This is a genomic window from Dickeya ananatis (assembly GCF_019464615.1).
GTDB lineage: Bacteria > Pseudomonadota > Gammaproteobacteria > Enterobacterales > Enterobacteriaceae > Dickeya > Dickeya oryzae.
Genome location: NZ_CP040816.1, coordinates 3,788,822 through 3,804,652, shown reverse-complemented (window position 1 = coordinate 3,804,652; position 15,831 = coordinate 3,788,822). Strand labels below are relative to the sequence as shown.

The following is a 15,831-nucleotide window of genomic DNA, read 5'->3' as shown; positions in this document are numbered from 1 at the left end:
AACTCATTCTATCACGCACGTTGCCAACAACCAGTGCCGCAACGTGATGCGTCCGGAGCCACTAAAATGCACCATGGCGTCGCTGGTGGGGAAGTAGCGTGATGACATCACCGCCTGCCCGTGGTTGATAAAGATTTCCACACTGGATCGGTCGCACAGAATTTGCAGGTGGTGCAGCGTGCCTTCATGCCAGTAACGGTGTTCCGGCTCGTTGGTACGACGATTACGGCGGCTTAATGTCAGGCGCTCGCCGTCCCAACATAGCACCAGGATGTCGGCGAAATTGATCTGAAATTCGCCTTGTGTATCCAGCCCCAGCTCTGCGCTGCTGGCGGGCAACGTGGGAGCATAATCGGCGACGCCCTGCCACAGATGCTCCAGATGACGCAGGCTTTGCAGCTCACGTGCGGGTTGTTGATACACGCGGTCATTGCAGAGCGTTAGCTCACGCGGACAGGTCATGGTGTGGATCCAGCCGTGAGAGAGTGTTGGCTGGAAAAACTCGTTCTGATCCGGTACGCCCATCCAGCCGAACAGCAACCGACGGCCATCTTCGCTTTGCGTGGTCTGCGGCGCGTAAAACTCGAAGCCCAGATCCAGCTCATGGAACGCCTGATGAGGGAAACGGGCGTTGTCATAATCGAGCGAACCAACGAAATAACCGGACTGATAGGTATTCAGATAACGCTCTTCTTCAGCAGGCAACCCTTGCGGACAACAGATCAACACCTCACGGTTTTCCAGCGTGAACAGATCCGGGCATTCCCACATGTAACCGAAATCGCCCAGTCCATTGAGGCGAGAACCGGCGATTTCGCCCAGCGCCTGCCATTGCAGCAGGTCAGGCGACCGGTACAACAGCACTTTGCCTTGCAAATCCAGATCCTGCGCGCCCAGCACCATGTACCAGCTGTCCTGATAACGCCAGACCTTCGGGTCGCGCACATGACCGGTGTACCCGTCCGGTAATGGCAGCACCGGGCCGAGTTTGTCGAATTCGCCCTCTTCGTTAGCGCGCGCCAGACATTGGTACGCCGTGCGTGTGCCGTTATCGTATTTCACATTGCCGGTGTAGATAAGCGTCAGGGTATCGTTGTCTGCCACAGCGGAACCGGAATAACAGCCATGACTTTCGTAGTTTTCAGCCGGTACCAGCGCCACTGGCTCATGACGCCAGTGCACCAGGTCCGCCGAGCTCCAGTGCCCCCAGAATTTGGCACCATGAGCACAGGCAAGCGGATTCCACTGATAAAACAGATGGTAACGCCCTTTATGCTGGATGAACCCATTGGGGTCGTTCAGCAATCCGACGGGTGGCGACAGATGCCACTGTGGCCGGTGCGGATCATAAGTCTGTTTGGCAGAGGCAGACATCAGGGCACACGCCATGCGTTTTACCAGATGGATTTCCTTCATTATGCGTTATCCGTTTTGTATTTTAGCAACAGGGAAATGAGGAAGGCGGCGCCAAAGGCTATCACCATACCAATCAAATAGTTCAGGATAGACCCTGCCTGCACGATAGCCAGTCCTGGGATACCGGTTAGTCCGACTGCCGTCATGTTGACGTGATTGGCAACGACCCAGGCTCCCCCCAACGCGCCACCCGACAGGCCAGCCAGGAACGGTTTGATGAAGCGCAGGTTAATCCCGAAGATTGCTGCTTCGGTAATACCGAGCAGGCAGGACAACGCCGATGGCACGGCGATGGCCCGAATTTTGGCGTCGCGGGTTTTGAAATAAACCGCCAGACAGGCACCCCCCTGCGCCACGTTCGCCATCGCCCAGATAGGCAACAGGAAATTGACGCCAATGGCAGGGTTGCCCAACAACCCGGCTTCGATAGCGTGGAAGCTGTGGTGTACGCCGGTAATGACGATGGCGGAATAAAGTCCACCAAACAGCAACCCGGCCAGCCAGCCTGCATGAGTAATCAGCGTACTCAGCACGAAGGAAATACCGTCGCCTAACATGCGGCCCGCTGGGCCGATGACCAGCATGGCGACGAAACCGGAGATGATCACGGTCAGGAACGGCGTGACGATGATATCCAGCGCGTTTGGCACCACTTTACGCAGGCGCTTTTCCACCAGGCTCATGAACCATACCGCCAGTAACACCGGGAATACCGTGCCCTGGTAGCCGATCATCGCGAATTCCAGACCGAACAAATGCATGGTCTTGAAACCGCTAGCCACGCCCCAGGCGTTGGTAAGCGCCGGGTGGGTGAGAATGCCGCCCAGCGTTGCGCCCAGATAAGGATTGCCGCCGAATTCGCGTGCGGCGGTAAACCCTATCAGGATTGGCAGAATGATGAACGCGGCGGAACTGAACATGTCCAGCATCACGAAAATGGCGCTACCGCCATCCACCCAGCCATAGGTCTTGATCATACCGAGCAGGCCCATCAGCAGGCCGGAGGCCACAATCGCCGGGATGATCGGGACGAAAATATTCGACAGCAACCGGGCCAGACGTTGCAGTGGATTGAGCTTTTGCGCCGCCAGCGTGGCCGCTTCGCTGGTACTGGCTTCACTGATACCGGCGACATTGATGAATTCGGCGTAAACCTTGTTCACCAACCCGGAGCCAAAGATGACCTGCATCTGACCGGCGTTCTGAAAGCAGCCTTTAACGCCCTCGACGCGTTCAATGGCCGCTTTGTCCGCCAGGCTGTCGTCGTTAAGCACCAACCGCAGACGGGTGGCGCAGTGCGCGGCGCTGGCGATATTTTCCCTGCCGCCCAGCAAGGGGAGTAATGATGCCGCAGTGGCACGAATGTCCATAATATTCCTCATTTATCAATAACAGGCAGGCGTCTGACCGCCACCGACTGTCATGCGTCATGTCGGTGACGGTAGCCTTCACTGTCAGAACCAGGTTTCCATCTGAACGCCGAAGGTCCATTCGCCACCGGCTTTGAAACCGGTGGAGCCGAACGCATCGTCGCTACTATAACGATCCAGTCGTTTATCCCAGTCCATGTAACTGGCGTAGACGCGCAGTTCCGGACGGCTTAATAAATTGGCGATATCACCCACTTTGAACGTCGGGGCGAACGTCAGCTTGTAAAATCCGCCGCTTACCTGATTACGTGATAAGTATCCCTGAGGATCCAGATTCATATATTGATAGCTGCCTTCATACGCTAGCGCGAAATTTTCGGTGATTTCCTGAATGAAGCGCGCATTAAAGGTCACCCAACGGTAGTCATCGCCCTGAACATAACGATCTTTACTGCTTTGTGCCAAAATTGCCGGGGCGAAGCTCCAGGTGTGATTCAGCGCGGTGGTGCCGTAGGTTGCCAGACGCCAGGTATTGGCGTTTTGGGTCAGGTTGCCGTCGGAGCCGATGGCTTTCACTTCACCGCCGAGGCCGTGGCCGTATAGCAACGCCACTTTGGATGTGCCGTCACGCAGGCCATAGAAGCTATCACCGTGCCAGGCGACCAGTGCGTGATAGCCGCTGTCACCGGCGTTGGTGTTGGTGACATTGTTGCTGTTATTGCGTCCGGTATTTTCCTTCACGTCGTTATTGCGTGCGCGCAGGCCACTCAGCATGAACTGGAATGGGCCGACGAAATTATTGCTGGTGACGATATAGTTCTGGATTTCGTTATCCAACGAAGTTATTTCACCGAGGCTGCGGCCATATAACGAGAGATTGGTTTTCCAGCCGTCAACCGGTTTGACGTCGTAAATGCCGCCGCCGGTTCCCGCCAGAAAGACCACGTCAGAATCGATCCAGTGGATGTCGAAATTATCGCGGTCAAAGCGTTTACCCGCCCACAACGTGGTGTCTTTGAAAGCACCGGTGAACGTTGGCAACGATCCCAGTTCCACAAAGGCTTCACGCACATTGAACTGGCTGGTGGCGGCGGTCCAGTCGTTATAGCTACGCTGGCCGTCTGCCATCATCACTTTGAAACGGGTGGTGGCTCCGTTGTCTAGTTTGGTGCGGTGCTCCAGTTTCAGCTCCAGATAGGTGTCATCTTCGTTACCCAGACGACCCACATTACCGCCGGTTTCACCGGCGGGCGTCATGCTTGGCCCGATATCCGCTTTCGAACTGGTGGTGGAATTGTGAATGGCCAGACCGGAACGGGCATAAGCGTGGAATTCAAACCCATCGGCAACACTGCGTTTATTGGCCAGTGCGTCGGTTTTCTGCGCCACCTGCTGGGTCTGCTGCTCATTTTGAGTGGCACGTGCCGCCACCTGCTGGGTCTGCTGGGCGACCTGCTGAGTGGTTTGTTCCACCTGTTGGGTTTTCTGTTCGACCTGCGTCGTGCGTGCCGCCAGTTGTTTTGCTTGTTTCTCGGCGGCATCGGCACGGGCTTCCGCCTGTTTAGCGCGCTGCTCTGCTTGTAATAAGCGTTGTTCCAGCGCGTTCAGACGCGCTTCGATGCTGTCAGAAGACGCTGCCAATACGGGAGAGGCACAGAGTGCAACACCCACGGCGGCGGCAAGATAACCTGGCTTTATCATGGTAGGTTTCCCTTGGATGGTAAGATGATTTTTTGTTTTGCTAAATTGCTAAACCGGTTATGCAAAGAAAACTAAATGGGGTGGGCACAAATTGACAAGGAATTTTTTTTTCTTGCTTTGCTAACTGTGATCGTGACAACAAAACCTGTTCCCGACGGCGAAGTACGGTTGTCGGGAACAGTCTCGGTAGCGCTATAACGCGGAAGTGAGCTGATGAGTGAAGGGCAGGGCGGTCATCGCGCCTTTGGCGGTTGTTGCCAGCGCACCGCAGCGTTGTGCCTGGGTCAGTACGGCGTCCCAGTCATCAACCTGATACAGGCTATCGTAACCAGCCAGTGCTGCGAGCATACCGGCAACGAAGGCATCACCGGCACCGGTGGTGTCGATGGGGGTGACGCGCTGCGCCAGAAAGTGGTGCAACTGGTGGCCGTCATGCAGCCAGACGCCGTCACCGCCCTGAGTAATCAGCAATCGCTTGATAGGGTAGCGGGCCATTAACGTGCTGCTACCCTGGCGGATATCGTCGCTGCCGCTCAGAAACACAAATTCCTCTTGTGATAGCTTCACCACATCCGCCAGCGCCAGCACCTGATCCAGACTCTCCCTCAACGCCTGTTCGCTACTCCATAAATCGACGCGGATATTCGGGTCAAAACTCACCCAACCTTGTGCTGCGCGTATCCGGTGTATCGCGTCGATCGCTGTGCTACGTGAGGGCTCACGAGACAGCGCGATAGAACACAGGTGCAGCCATTCACTTCGCTGAAATTCAGGCAGATCAGTGGGTTGAAGGAACAAGTCAGCACTGGGACGCACCATAAAGGTGAAGGTACGCTCGCCTTGTGCATCCAGGCTGACCACCACCGTGGAGGTGCGATGCTCCGTATCCGGTCGCATGTGGCGGATGTCCACCTGCTCACGGGCCAGTACATCGCGCAGGAAGTGACCAAATACATCGTCACCGACACGGCCGATAAAGCCGCTGTGGCCGCCCAATCGGGCAACGCCTACGGCGACATTGGCCGGGGCACCACCCGGGCATTTCAGATAGCGGTCTTCGCCTTCTGGAATGAGATCGACCACTGCATCACCCATTACCCATACTTTGTGAGACATAGTTACACTCTTTCTCGGGGATTACTAAACTGCTAGCTAACATAGAAGAAACGGTTTAGCTAATCAACTTGTGGATAAAAAACAGGCATGAAAAGCGCATCAGAAGCACGACGTAATGACCGTTATGGCGCGGTGTATTTCGAAGGGAGCATTTATGGCCGTTGGCTGAATGTCGGGTGATAAAAAAATCAGATAGCACGGCATTATAAAAAATAATTATCCTGCCAGCGTGGGTTATATTTTCAAATGATCATTATCACGGTCATATTATATTTATTATCGAATATTATTCCTCGGCTAACGAATATCCTCTATGCGGTAAGTTACTTTTTTATTTATAAAAATTATCTTGTCACAGAATATTAATTTTCCATACTTTATAGTAAATCACTCATCAGCCGATGAGGTATGTCATGCCTGAGGCAGCCCGTTTGGAACGGTTATCTGAGCCCTATTTTCATTACTGGGGTAAAGCACAGTCGTCTTCTGAAAATGAAAACGATGCGCCGTATCATTTGTTGCCCTATCACTGTCTGGATGTGGCGGCTTGTTGGCATGTACATGCTGTGGATTAACACTCTCCAGGTAATACAACTATTTTTACACAGCTTTTTTCTGCTTCTGCAGTGTTGTAGTTCACCGGGAAACATCGGTGCCTCTGACGCGAACTCTGGCGGCGTCGGGGCAGAAAACAATAACAGGAATCATGACGACCTTACGGATGAGGCCTTACTGAAGAGGTAGGTTCATGTTTTCACTGATTGACACACCTTGGTTACCCGTTGTGGGCGCGGATGGACACCGTACTCATATTTCTCCACGGCAACTGGCCGATGACCGAATTGTCGATCTGGCGTGTCCACGTCCTGATTTTCAGGGTGCGGCCTGGCAGCTCATGATCGGTTTACTGCAAACTGCCTATCCTCCACCTGATGATGATGGCTGGGAGGTTATCTGGCGAGATGGACTGGGTCATGGCTGGATACAGGCACTAGACAGCGTGGCACCCGCGTTCCAGTTTGGCACCGGCACGCCTGCATTTATGCAGGATTTTTCGTGGCTGGAGGTGGATAGCAAACCTATATTCGGTTTACTGATTGATGCTCCGGGTGACAAGACCTTCAGCAGGATCAGTAAAGATCATTTCGGCAAACACGATGCTGTAAGTGCCATTTGTCCTCATTGTGCCGCACTGGCGCTTTATACACTGCAAACCAATGCCCCCTCGGGTAGTGTCGGCCATCGGGGCGGCGTGCGTGGAGGTGGTGCGATTACCACATTGTTGATGCCTTACGACGCACACAGGCCAGTACCGCTGTGGCGTAAGCTGTGGGCCAACGTTATTCCCGGTGAACGTGGGCGTTGCGATGCGTCGGTATTCCCCTGGCTCACGACTACCCACTCTAGCGAAGGTGAAAAAGACAAGGTGACGCCGAAAAATGCGCACCCATTGCAGGCGTTTTGGGGAATGCCGCGGCGCATCGAACTTGATTTCAGTCATACTGAATCCGGGCATTGTGACCTGTGTGGCGATAATTCCGATCAGTTGCTGACGCATTACCGTACCAAAAACGACGGTGTGCAGTATGAAAACTGGAAACACCCGCTGACGCCTTATCGCAAGTCACTGAAGGATGGTTCGTTGCTATCGCTCAAAGCTCAGCCAGGAGGGTTCTCGTACCGCGATTGGCCGGGGCTGGTATTGGGTACGAAGGATACGATAAGCGAAATATTACCTGCCAGCGTGGTGAGCCTTAATCTCCAGCGTGCACCGCTACGTTATAAAGTCGGGTTGTGGTGTTTCGGCTACGACATGGACAATACGAAAGCCCGCTGCTGGTACGAACACCGCGTGCCGGTATGGAAAGAGTTGACTCCGACGGTGCGTGATTACCTGCCGCTTGGCTTGCAAATGGCGCAGGATGCCCAGCAACTGCTACGCCAGTCGGTGAAAGCGGCTTGCTTTAGTCACCCGAAAGATGCTGGTGATGATTTTAGCTTCATCGATGTATCATTCTGGCAGGAAACTGAACAATTTTTCCGCCAGTTATATCGCTCAATTGCGGGAGGAACCTGTGCTGTCAGCGCGTTAAGTGCCTGGCAGAACCAGCTCTATATGTACCTTATCGGTACCTTCGACCGGTTAACGTTCGGTAATCCCGATCAGCAGGGTGATCTCACGCAGGCAGTGAAAGCACGCAGCGATATGGTGAGGTTGTTCTACAGTCAGAAAGCGATGAAGCAGTTAAAGCACTTGCAACCTCAGGAAGAGGCAGTGAATGACTAAGACTGTGATACTGCTGGTGATAAATTCATCAGCGATCCAGAAAACTGTACGACGTTTGAGTCAATACGAGCAACGTAACACAGATCCCCGCATTAGCGGGGATCTGTGAGAGGTAATCGATCAGTTGGTGACCGTCAGACAGGGTTAAAATGACTGCCAGTCGTCTGCGCTGGCCGCGGTTTTGCGTGATGACGCGGCAGGTTTCAGCGCCAGTGTTTTCGCTGCCGGTGCTGATGAAGGTGAAATCATCGGTCGGTTGCCCGCCAGATTGTAAGACCCACCTCTTGCTTCTTCGAGATGGAAAATACTGACCACCTGTTTTAACTGCTCAGCCTGCTGTTGCAGGGATTGCGTGGCATTGTAGCCCTCTCTGACCAGCGAAGCATTTTGCAGCGTGGTTTGTTCCATTTTATTAATCGCCTGGTTGACCTGCTCGATACCCAGTGACTGCTCCTGACTGGCGACGCTGATTTCGCCGACCAGTTCACTGACTTTGCGCACGCCATCCACAATCCCCTGAATGGAGACCCCGGCTTTTTCCACCAGCCGGTTCCCGGCATCCACCGTCTCTACCGAGTGGCTGATCAGTTCCTTGATTTCTCTGGCAGCGGAAGCACTGCGTTGCGCCAGGTTACGCACTTCGCTTGCTACCACTGCAAACCCGCGGCCTTGTTCACCAGCGCGGGCGGCTTCAACCGCCGCGTTAAGCGCCAGAATATTGGTTTGAAACGCGATGCTGTCGATAACACCGATGATATCGACAATTTTCTTGGAGGAACTGTCGATAGCGCCCATGGTTTGCACCACCTCGCTAACCAGTTGCCCACCGGATTGCGCCTGATTGGCGGTATCCTGCGCCAGTTGGTTTGCTTGTCTGGCGTTATCGGCATTTTGCCGAACGGTGGAGGTCAGTTGCTCTATCGATGCCGCGGTTTCCTGCAACGCACTGGACTGCTCGTCAGTACGGTTGGAGAGATCCTGATTGCCAGCAGAGAGCTGAGATGACGCCCCGGCAATCGCTTCAGCCCCTTCGCGCACTTCCCCGACGACGGTGCGTAACTGGCCGGTCATGTCTTGTAGCGCGTGTTGCAACTGTGCCAGTTCATCACGGCCTTGTGGCAAAATCTCTGCGGTGAGATCCCCTCTGGCGACAGAATTCGTCACCTGAACTGCGGTTTGCAGCGGGCGCACAATACTGCGGGTTAGCATCCAGGCGAGCAGAGAACCGATAAGGGTAATCATCAGACCGAGCACGCCGAGGAAGAGGTAACTGCTCTGCGCACGCGCCGAAATCTCCTCCCGCATGCGGTCAATATTGGTACGTTGGTAGTCACGCAGGGTGGTCATGCTTTTTTGGTATTGAACGGAGACCGGTAATAATCTCTGCTCAAAGACCTGTTTGGCTTGTTCCGCGTTACCGGCAGCTTTCGCGCTGAAAATTTCATCGCGCGCTTTGAGATAAGCCTGGCGGTCGGCGTTTAATTGATCCAATAGCCCCTGCTCTTCCTTTGACGACACCAGTTCGGTAAATTTTGCCACACGCTCATTGTTCTCTTTGGTGGCGTTGGCGTTATCTGCCGCGAACACCTGCGCCAGCGAAGGGTCGCTGCTGCGTGCTGTGGCGGTAGTCCGCTGTATCCCGGCTGAGAGCGTTGCCGCCCAGTCGGCTACCAGTCGTTCTTTGCGCAGCGGCACCAGCATGATTTGTTCTGCGTTCCGGGTTATCTGGTTGAGTTGATAAATACCGCTGGCAAGCATAATCAACGAAAACGCGATAAGTATCCCAAACCCTATGGATAACCGAGTACCGATTTTGTAGTTTTTCATTTCTTCTCCCGGGTTTCTCTGCCACTGGTTGTCAGATTTTCCCTCTGTTCGACATAACGGATAGGTGCAGTCATTTATTTTCGCAACGCGAATAATGTAAAAGGTAAGGTGGAGTGTTTAAATATGGCTAATTCCCGTTCAGTTTAATTAACATTCAATGTATTAAGATGCGTTGTTATTAACAATAAAAGGTTGTCATAACGTGGGTGCGCGCCAACGTAACTATTTGGTTATGTCCTCTTTTCTGCTCTCGCATCATGATGCTATTTAGGATACAGACAGTAGCGGAAATCAAAGTCTTATTGAGCAATATTTTATTTACCTCACATTATTTTGAATAATCCGTTACCGGTTGCACGCTCCGGCAGGAGAAGCCGGTCTGGCAGCCATAATAATTGTAGATGATTCACGGTATATTGCCGTGTGCTGGTGAGATAGGGCATTTCAATACCCCCGCTGGCGGTGGTGAGATACCAGCAGGGAGTACAGTGAGAGACTCAGAATCTATAGCCAACACCGACAGTAAAGCCGTTGATGGGGCGATCGCCGTTGATATCCGCTTTGGTTCCTTCGTAACCCAGATTGACGGACAGGTTTTCTACTGGATTGATGATAACCCCGGCACCATAAGCGAGAGCGTTCGATGAGAATGTACTCTTTTGCGTCCCCTGGCTGATTAACCCTTTACCACTTTCGAAGTTGAACCACTCAGAAGAAACATCGGTTTTAACGTGAGCGGTACCAACCAGCGCATAGACACTGATCACCGGGTTGACGCGATAAGCCGGGCCTATCAGGAACGAGTAGTATTTGCTGTCGGCATGATTACGGATCACATCGTCACTAATACGGTTTGATACGTCAGCATCGCCATCGAGGTAAGAAAAGGAGCCCATCAGGCTAAGCACTGAGTCTACTTCATAGCGGTATTGCACGTTGACGCCGCCCATGTTTTTCAGACCCTGAATTTTGCTTTGTGCATATCCGACAGAAAAGGTATTCATACCCGCATGGGCGGTCAGTCCACAGAACAATCCACTTGCCAATAACGCAGATAACACTATTTTTTTCATTATCCTATCCATTTGAAGGTTTTATTTTTTACGTCTCATTCCTCAACACACTTCTGTGCCAGAGGAGACTTGCTGGATTATTTAGCGCAGAGACAACCGCAGGAAAAACCCAATGATGCACGCAACCGAAAGACGCGTTGCCGAATAGTAATCCGTACATTGGCCTTGGGATCCTCGTTATCACGCGAGTGTGTTATCGGCGAGGTGAAGAAATAATTCACAATAAGAGGTGTTAATGGGTTTGAAAGCAGCATAATTGTCGGTTTTACGCTATGGTACACGTCTCTTAACTGGTCAAACCACCAAAAAACTCCCTTTCTGTGAAGATGTTATCCGTTTTTTCTATTATCCCCGGGCAAAATACCGGCGCGACAGGTCTTTATTTTGCCCGGGAAGTGGCATTATGTGCAGTTCACAATGACAGGGACTGATGCTATCCGGTCAGGCGAGGATTAACGACGTTCCACCCGGAGAGAGGCTGTGGAAGCAGAGAATACCTTGGGAGTCATTTCCCGCTATCTGAAGAAGTTGCATGTGTTGACGCTGTGTGTCAACGACGATGACGATCTATGGTGCGCCAACTGTTTTTATGTATTTGATGATGAAAAGATTGCTTTTTATCTGATGACGGAGCCGGATACGCGGCATGGCGAGATTATGCGACGCTGTCCACGAGTCGCTGGCACGGTCAACGGCCAGCCCAAGAGTGTACTATTGATTAGAGGCGTGCAGTTTCTGGGGGAAATTAGCCGCTTGAGCGGTGAGGAAGAAGCACTGGCGCGTAATCGCTATAACGTTCGGTTTCCCATTGCGCGCAGTAGCGGCGCACCGGTCTGGAAACTGTCGCTCAACGAAATGAAAATGACCGACAACGCGTTGGGATTCGGAAAGAAACACCTCTGGCGTCGTGATACCGTAGCGGAAGCGTGTTAACTCATCGTCGATGAGGACGCGTCGATGTAGGGGTGCCGGTGGCGCGAAGGCGCCACACGGTTTGCCTGCGCCGGTGCCAGTTATCAGCGCAGATGGTGAATCACCTGATTGCGGCTGCCGCGCCACACCAGCGTTAAATCCCGCTGTTCCTGTATAAAACGCCCGTCCACCAGCACGTTAATCAAGTCGACGACCTGGTGCTGTTCTGGCGTCAGTTCATCCAGCCGGTAGCCTGTCCACATCCAGATATCCTTGCCGGGGCACTCATTATGTACCCGTTGTACCAGCCGTAGTATGTCAGGCACATTCTGCGGGTGCAGCGGATCGCCGCCTGACAGTGACAGCCCCTGTAGTGGCAGGTCGGTATTTTGCAGATCGGCGATGATGCGATCTTCCATTTCCTGTGTGAATGGGTGCCCGGAATTCAGACGCCAGGTACTCTGGTTATAACAGCCGGGGCACTGGTGCTCGCAGCCTGCCACAAACAGGGTGCAGCGTGTTCCCGGGCCATTGACCACATCCACCGGGTAGTATTGATGGTAGTTCATAGCGATGACCGTCCAAAAGGCCGCCCGCCGGGCGGCATCAGCCTCAGGCTGCAGTCGTGAATAAGGCCGTGCGCTCAACCAGGCGCACGGCGCGGACTCATCAGCCCAGTTGCCCACTGGCAAGGTGTTTTACCCGGCGTTTGACTTCTTCCTGCTTACCGGCGTTAAACGGACGTGCATCAGGGCTACCCAGATAACCGCACACCCGACGTGTGACCGACACACGTGCCGCGTCATGGTTACCGCACTGCGGGCAGGTAAAGCCTTTACTGGTGCAGGTGAATTCACCGGTATAGCCGCACTCGTAGCACTCGTCTATCGGCGTATTGGTGCCGTAATAAGGAACCCGGGTGTAGCTGTAGTCCCATACGTCTTCCAGCGCCTTGAGGTTGTGCTGCAAGTTAGGATACTCGCCGTAACAGATAAAACCGCCATTCGCCAGCGGCGGGTAAGGGGCCTCAAAATCGATCTTCTGGTACGGATTGACCTTTTTCTCCACGTCGAGATGGAAGCTGTTGGTGTAGTAACCTTTGTCAGTCACGCCAGCTACGACGCCAAACTCAGCGGTATCCAGACGGCAGAAACGGTCGCACAGGTTTTCGCTTGGCGTGCTGTACAGACTGAAACCGTAACCGGTCTCTTCTTTCCAGCTTTCGGTGGCAGCCTTCAGACGGGCGACAATCGCCACCGCTTTCTGGCGCAGGGTTTCATCATCAAACACATGAACCTGATTGCTGAACAAGGCGTTGATGGTTTCATGCACCCCGATATAACCCAGCGAAATAGACGCACGGCCGTTCTTGAAAATCTCGGCGATATTGTCGTCCGCCTTCAGGCGTACTCCGCATGCCCCTTCCATATAAAGTATAGGCGCTACACGCGCTTTTACATTTTCCAGCCGGGCAATTCGCGTCATCAGCGCTTTTTTGGCTAACAGTAAGCGCTGGTCCAGCAATTGCCAGAAACGCGCTTCGTCACCGTGGGCTTCCAGCGCGATGCGCGGCAGGTTGAGGCTGATCACGCCCAGATTATTACGCCCGTCGTGGACCTGTTCACCGTTTTCTTCGTATACGCCAAGGAAGCTGCGACACCCCATCGGCGTTTTGAACGAACCGGTGACTTCCACTACCTGATCGTAATTGAGGATATCCGGGTACATGCGCTTGCTGGCACACTCCAGCGCCAGTTGCTTGATGTCGTAGTTCGCGTCACCCGGTTTGTGGTTGAGGCCGTCGCGGATGGCGAAAACCAGTTTCGGGAACACTGCTGTTTTGTGGTTTTTACCCAGTCCAGCGATGCGATTACGCAGGATGGACTGTTGAATCAGCCGCGATTGCCAACTGGTACCCAACCCGAAACCGAAGGTGACGAATGGCGTCTGGCCATTGGCGGTATGCAGCGTATTCACTTCATATTCCAGTGACTGGAAGGCATCGTAGCACTCTTTTTCCGTACGGCTACGGGCATAACCTTCGGCATCGGGAATCTGCCATTCGCGGGCCACGGCACAGTGTTTTTCATGGCTGGCGGTAACAAACGGCGCCAGAATTTCATCAATACGGTTGATAGTGGTGCCACCGTAAATATGGCTGGCGACCTGCGCGATGATCTGCGCGGTAACCGCCGTGGCGGTGGAGATGGACTTCGGCGGCTCGATTTCCGCGTTACCCATCTTGAACCCTTGCGTCAGCATGCCGTTGAGGTCTATCAGCATGCAGTTGAACATCGGGAAGAACGGCGAATAGTCGAGGTCGTGATAGTGAATCTCGCCGCGTTCGTGAGCCAGTACCACATCGCGCGGCAGGATGTGCTGTTTGGCGTAATGCTTGGCGACGATACCCGCCAGCAGATCGCGCTGGGTGGGAATGACCTTGCTGTCTTTATTGGCGTTTTCGTTGAGCAGCGCCACATTACTCTGCTCTACCAGTCCACGAATTTCCTGATTTAACCGGCCCTGACGCTCGCGAGCGACATCACGATCGTGGCGGTATTCGATATAGGTACGCGCCAGTTGTTTGTATTTGCCGGCCATCAGCAGGTTTTCTACCGCGTTTTGGATCTCACGAATATCAACGCGCGCTTTTCCTTGCATTTGCTGAGCGACGGCAGCGGCGACGGTGGCACAGTAGTCCGCATCATCCACACCTGCAGCGCTAGCCGCTTTGATGACCGCGTCATTGATTCGGTTTTCGTCAAAAGGTACCTGACATCCGTCCCGCTTAATCACTACTGGTTTCATGTTATTCCTCGGTGTGTTTCCTTTGTTGAGGTTATCCACAGGCAAAAACCACGTCTGACCACGGACGTAGAGGCTGTGGATGGTTTTGTGGATAAACACAATATGTAGGTTTCTGTAAAAGGATAGACACTATATATTGAATTCGCCTGTAAGGGGGGGCAGTTTTATTGCGCTAAAATTGACCTGGCTCAAGGAAATTTGAGCATCGTAGAGAAATCAGTCTTGGTTAAATAACGATCAAAACTCGGCGGGTGGGGCACAACCCCGTCATCACTGGGTTGATGGCAGTCTGTGCTTTTAGCTATCAAGGCATCTAGACATCCATATAGGCTTTTTGTATGGTGGCGGGAACTCTCTTTTATACGATGACCTGATTAAGGAAAGACAATGGCAGACAACGTTCTGATTTTGGACGGGGGAATGGGGCGTGAACTGGCACGCATTGGCGCTCCCTTTCGTCAGCCGGAGTGGTCGGCGCTGGCGCTGATGGAGTCGCCACAGCATGTGCGTCAGGTGCATGACAGCTTTATTGCTGCCGGTGCACAGGTGATTACCACCAACAGTTATGCCGTGGTGCCTTTCCATATCGGTGAAGCGGTATTTAGCGAACGGGGCCAGGCTCTGGCCGAATTGGCCGGTCAACTGGCGCGTCAGGCGGTGGATGCCGCCTCGCACCCGGTGCGAGTTGCCGGTTCACTGCCGCCGGTATTGGGCTCATATCGTCCTGATCTTTTTAACGCCGAGGCGGCGACGCCGATCCTGAAAACGTTGATCGATGCCCTTAACCCTTATGTGGATGTCTGGCTGGCGGAAACTCAAAGCTCGCTGGCGGAAGTGGCGCTGGTGCGTGAACTGCTGGCGAATGACCCGCGTGAGCTGTGGTTGTCATTTACGTTGCAGGATGAACTGGATGCTGACGGTCATGCCCGCCTGCGCTCCGGTGAAACCGTGGCTGCCGCCGCACAGGAGGCCGCTCGTCTGGGGGCCGCGAACCTGTTGTTCAACTGTAGCCGCCCGGAAGTGATGGCCTCTGCCGTGGCACAGGCCAGCGCGACGTTAAGTGCGCTGTCAGCACCGATTGGTGTGGGCGTGTACGCCAACGCGTTCGAGCCGGATGATAACCAGCGCGGTGCGAACGAAGGGTTGAGCCGACTGCGCACTGATACGCACCCGGAAGGCTACCTGCAATGGGCGCAAGAATGGGTATCGCAGGGGGCATCGCTGGTCGGGGGCTGTTGTGGTATCGGCCCGGAACATATCGCCCGTCTGGCACAGGCATTCCACCGTCAGGCGTAAACGCCGACGGTTATTTTTATAACGA

The 15,831-nt window shown here is 53.7% G+C and carries 11 protein-coding genes and 1 pseudogene; 4 read left to right on the top strand and 8 right to left on the bottom strand.

Features of this window, described 5'->3' with window-relative positions:
* Positions 1-3 precede the first annotated feature (3 nt).
* From FGI04_RS16900 to cscK, 4 genes are all read right to left on the bottom strand, one after another.
* Positions 4-1,416 carry a glycoside hydrolase family 32 protein gene (locus tag FGI04_RS16900; RefSeq protein WP_342698947.1) on the bottom strand — a complete coding sequence of 471 codons (1,413 nt, stop codon included), beginning with the start codon at positions 1,414-1,416 and terminating at the stop codon, positions 4-6.
* Positions 1,416-2,786 carry a sucrose-specific PTS transporter subunit IIBC gene (locus tag FGI04_RS16895; protein WP_342698946.1) on the bottom strand — a complete coding sequence of 457 codons (1,371 nt, stop codon included), beginning with the start codon at positions 2,784-2,786 and terminating at the stop codon, positions 1,416-1,418. The genes FGI04_RS16900 and FGI04_RS16895 overlap by 1 nt, the downstream gene beginning before the upstream one ends.
* A gap of 84 nt (positions 2,787-2,870) precedes the next feature.
* Positions 2,871-4,487, bottom strand: coding sequence for a carbohydrate porin (locus FGI04_RS16890; protein WP_342698945.1), 1,617 nt, complete (start codon positions 4,485-4,487; stop codon positions 2,871-2,873).
* A gap of 192 nt (positions 4,488-4,679) precedes the next feature.
* The gene (gene cscK / locus FGI04_RS16885; RefSeq protein ID WP_407274432.1) at positions 4,680-5,603 is read right to left on the bottom strand and encodes a fructokinase; all 924 of its coding nucleotides are present in this window, start codon (positions 5,601-5,603) and stop codon (positions 4,680-4,682) included.
* Between the two features lie 413 nt (positions 5,604-6,016).
* On the opposite strand from cscK, the pseudogene FGI04_RS16880 reads away from it, so the two are divergent.
* Together FGI04_RS16880 and casA are read left to right on the top strand one after the other, a co-directional pair.
* Positions 6,017-6,154 (top strand): annotated as a pseudogene (locus FGI04_RS16880) (HD domain-containing protein); the annotation flags it as partial.
* Between the two features lie 197 nt (positions 6,155-6,351).
* Positions 6,352-7,890: a type I-E CRISPR-associated protein Cse1/CasA gene (casA, locus tag FGI04_RS16875; protein ID WP_407337023.1), complete on the top strand. Its 1,539-nt coding sequence runs from the start codon at positions 6,352-6,354 to the stop codon at positions 7,888-7,890.
* Positions 7,891-8,034: 144 nt separating this feature from the next.
* Here the strand turns inward: casA and FGI04_RS16870 are convergent, their stop codons facing one another.
* Together FGI04_RS16870 and FGI04_RS16865 are read right to left on the bottom strand one after the other, a co-directional pair.
* Positions 8,035-9,717, bottom strand: coding sequence for a methyl-accepting chemotaxis protein (locus FGI04_RS16870; RefSeq protein ID WP_342698941.1), 1,683 nt, complete (start codon positions 9,715-9,717; stop codon positions 8,035-8,037).
* 497 nt (positions 9,718-10,214) lie between these two features.
* Complete coding sequence (locus FGI04_RS16865; RefSeq protein ID WP_407274433.1) at positions 10,215-10,790, bottom strand: Ail/Lom family outer membrane beta-barrel protein; 576 nt, start codon at positions 10,788-10,790, stop codon at positions 10,215-10,217.
* A gap of 480 nt (positions 10,791-11,270) precedes the next feature.
* Here FGI04_RS16865 and FGI04_RS16860 point away from each other — a divergent pair, with 480 nt between their 5' ends.
* Positions 11,271-11,723: a YhbP family protein gene (locus FGI04_RS16860; protein WP_407274434.1), complete on the top strand. Its 453-nt coding sequence runs from the start codon at positions 11,271-11,273 to the stop codon at positions 11,721-11,723.
* Between the two features lie 83 nt (positions 11,724-11,806).
* Here FGI04_RS16860 and nrdG read toward each other — a convergent pair whose 3' ends face one another.
* Together nrdG and nrdD are read right to left on the bottom strand one after the other, a co-directional pair.
* Positions 11,807-12,271, bottom strand: a complete 465-nt coding sequence (gene nrdG / locus FGI04_RS16855) for an anaerobic ribonucleoside-triphosphate reductase-activating protein (protein WP_342698939.1) — start codon at positions 12,269-12,271, stop codon at positions 11,807-11,809.
* Between the two features lie 100 nt (positions 12,272-12,371).
* Positions 12,372-14,510 (bottom strand): anaerobic ribonucleoside-triphosphate reductase, encoded by a 2,139-nt coding sequence (gene nrdD, locus FGI04_RS16850; protein WP_342698938.1) that lies wholly within the window; start codon positions 14,508-14,510, stop codon positions 12,372-12,374.
* Positions 14,511-14,897: 387 nt separating this feature from the next.
* Between nrdD and FGI04_RS16845 the strand changes: the two genes are divergently transcribed.
* Positions 14,898-15,806: a homocysteine S-methyltransferase family protein gene (locus tag FGI04_RS16845; protein WP_342698937.1), complete on the top strand. Its 909-nt coding sequence runs from the start codon at positions 14,898-14,900 to the stop codon at positions 15,804-15,806.
* Positions 15,807-15,831 lie beyond the last annotated feature (25 nt).

What these genes read in the sequence shown, in the direction of transcription:
- FGI04_RS16845 (WP_342698937.1), top strand. Translation starts at nt 14,898, where the DNA reads ATGGCAGACAACGTTCTGATTTTGGACGGGGGAATGGGGCGTGAACTG.
- FGI04_RS16870 (WP_342698941.1), bottom strand. Translation starts at nt 9,717, where the DNA reads ATGAAAAACTACAAAATCGGTACTCGGTTATCCATAGGGTTTGGGATA.
- FGI04_RS16900 (WP_342698947.1), bottom strand. Translation starts at nt 1,416, where the DNA reads ATGAAGGAAATCCATCTGGTAAAACGCATGGCGTGTGCCCTGATGTCT.
- casA (WP_407337023.1), top strand. Translation starts at nt 6,352, where the DNA reads ATGTTTTCACTGATTGACACACCTTGGTTACCCGTTGTGGGCGCGGAT.
- cscK (WP_407274432.1), bottom strand. Translation starts at nt 5,603, where the DNA reads ATGTCTCACAAAGTATGGGTAATGGGTGATGCAGTGGTCGATCTCATT.
- nrdG (WP_342698939.1), bottom strand. Translation starts at nt 12,271, where the DNA reads ATGAACTACCATCAATACTACCCGGTGGATGTGGTCAATGGCCCGGGA.
- nrdD (WP_342698938.1), bottom strand. Translation starts at nt 14,510, where the DNA reads ATGAAACCAGTAGTGATTAAGCGGGACGGATGTCAGGTACCTTTTGAC.
- FGI04_RS16895 (WP_342698946.1), bottom strand. Translation starts at nt 2,786, where the DNA reads ATGGACATTCGTGCCACTGCGGCATCATTACTCCCCTTGCTGGGCGGC.
- FGI04_RS16890 (WP_342698945.1), bottom strand. Translation starts at nt 4,487, where the DNA reads ATGATAAAGCCAGGTTATCTTGCCGCCGCCGTGGGTGTTGCACTCTGT.
- FGI04_RS16865 (WP_407274433.1), bottom strand. Translation starts at nt 10,790, where the DNA reads ATGAAAAAAATAGTGTTATCTGCGTTATTGGCAAGTGGATTGTTCTGT.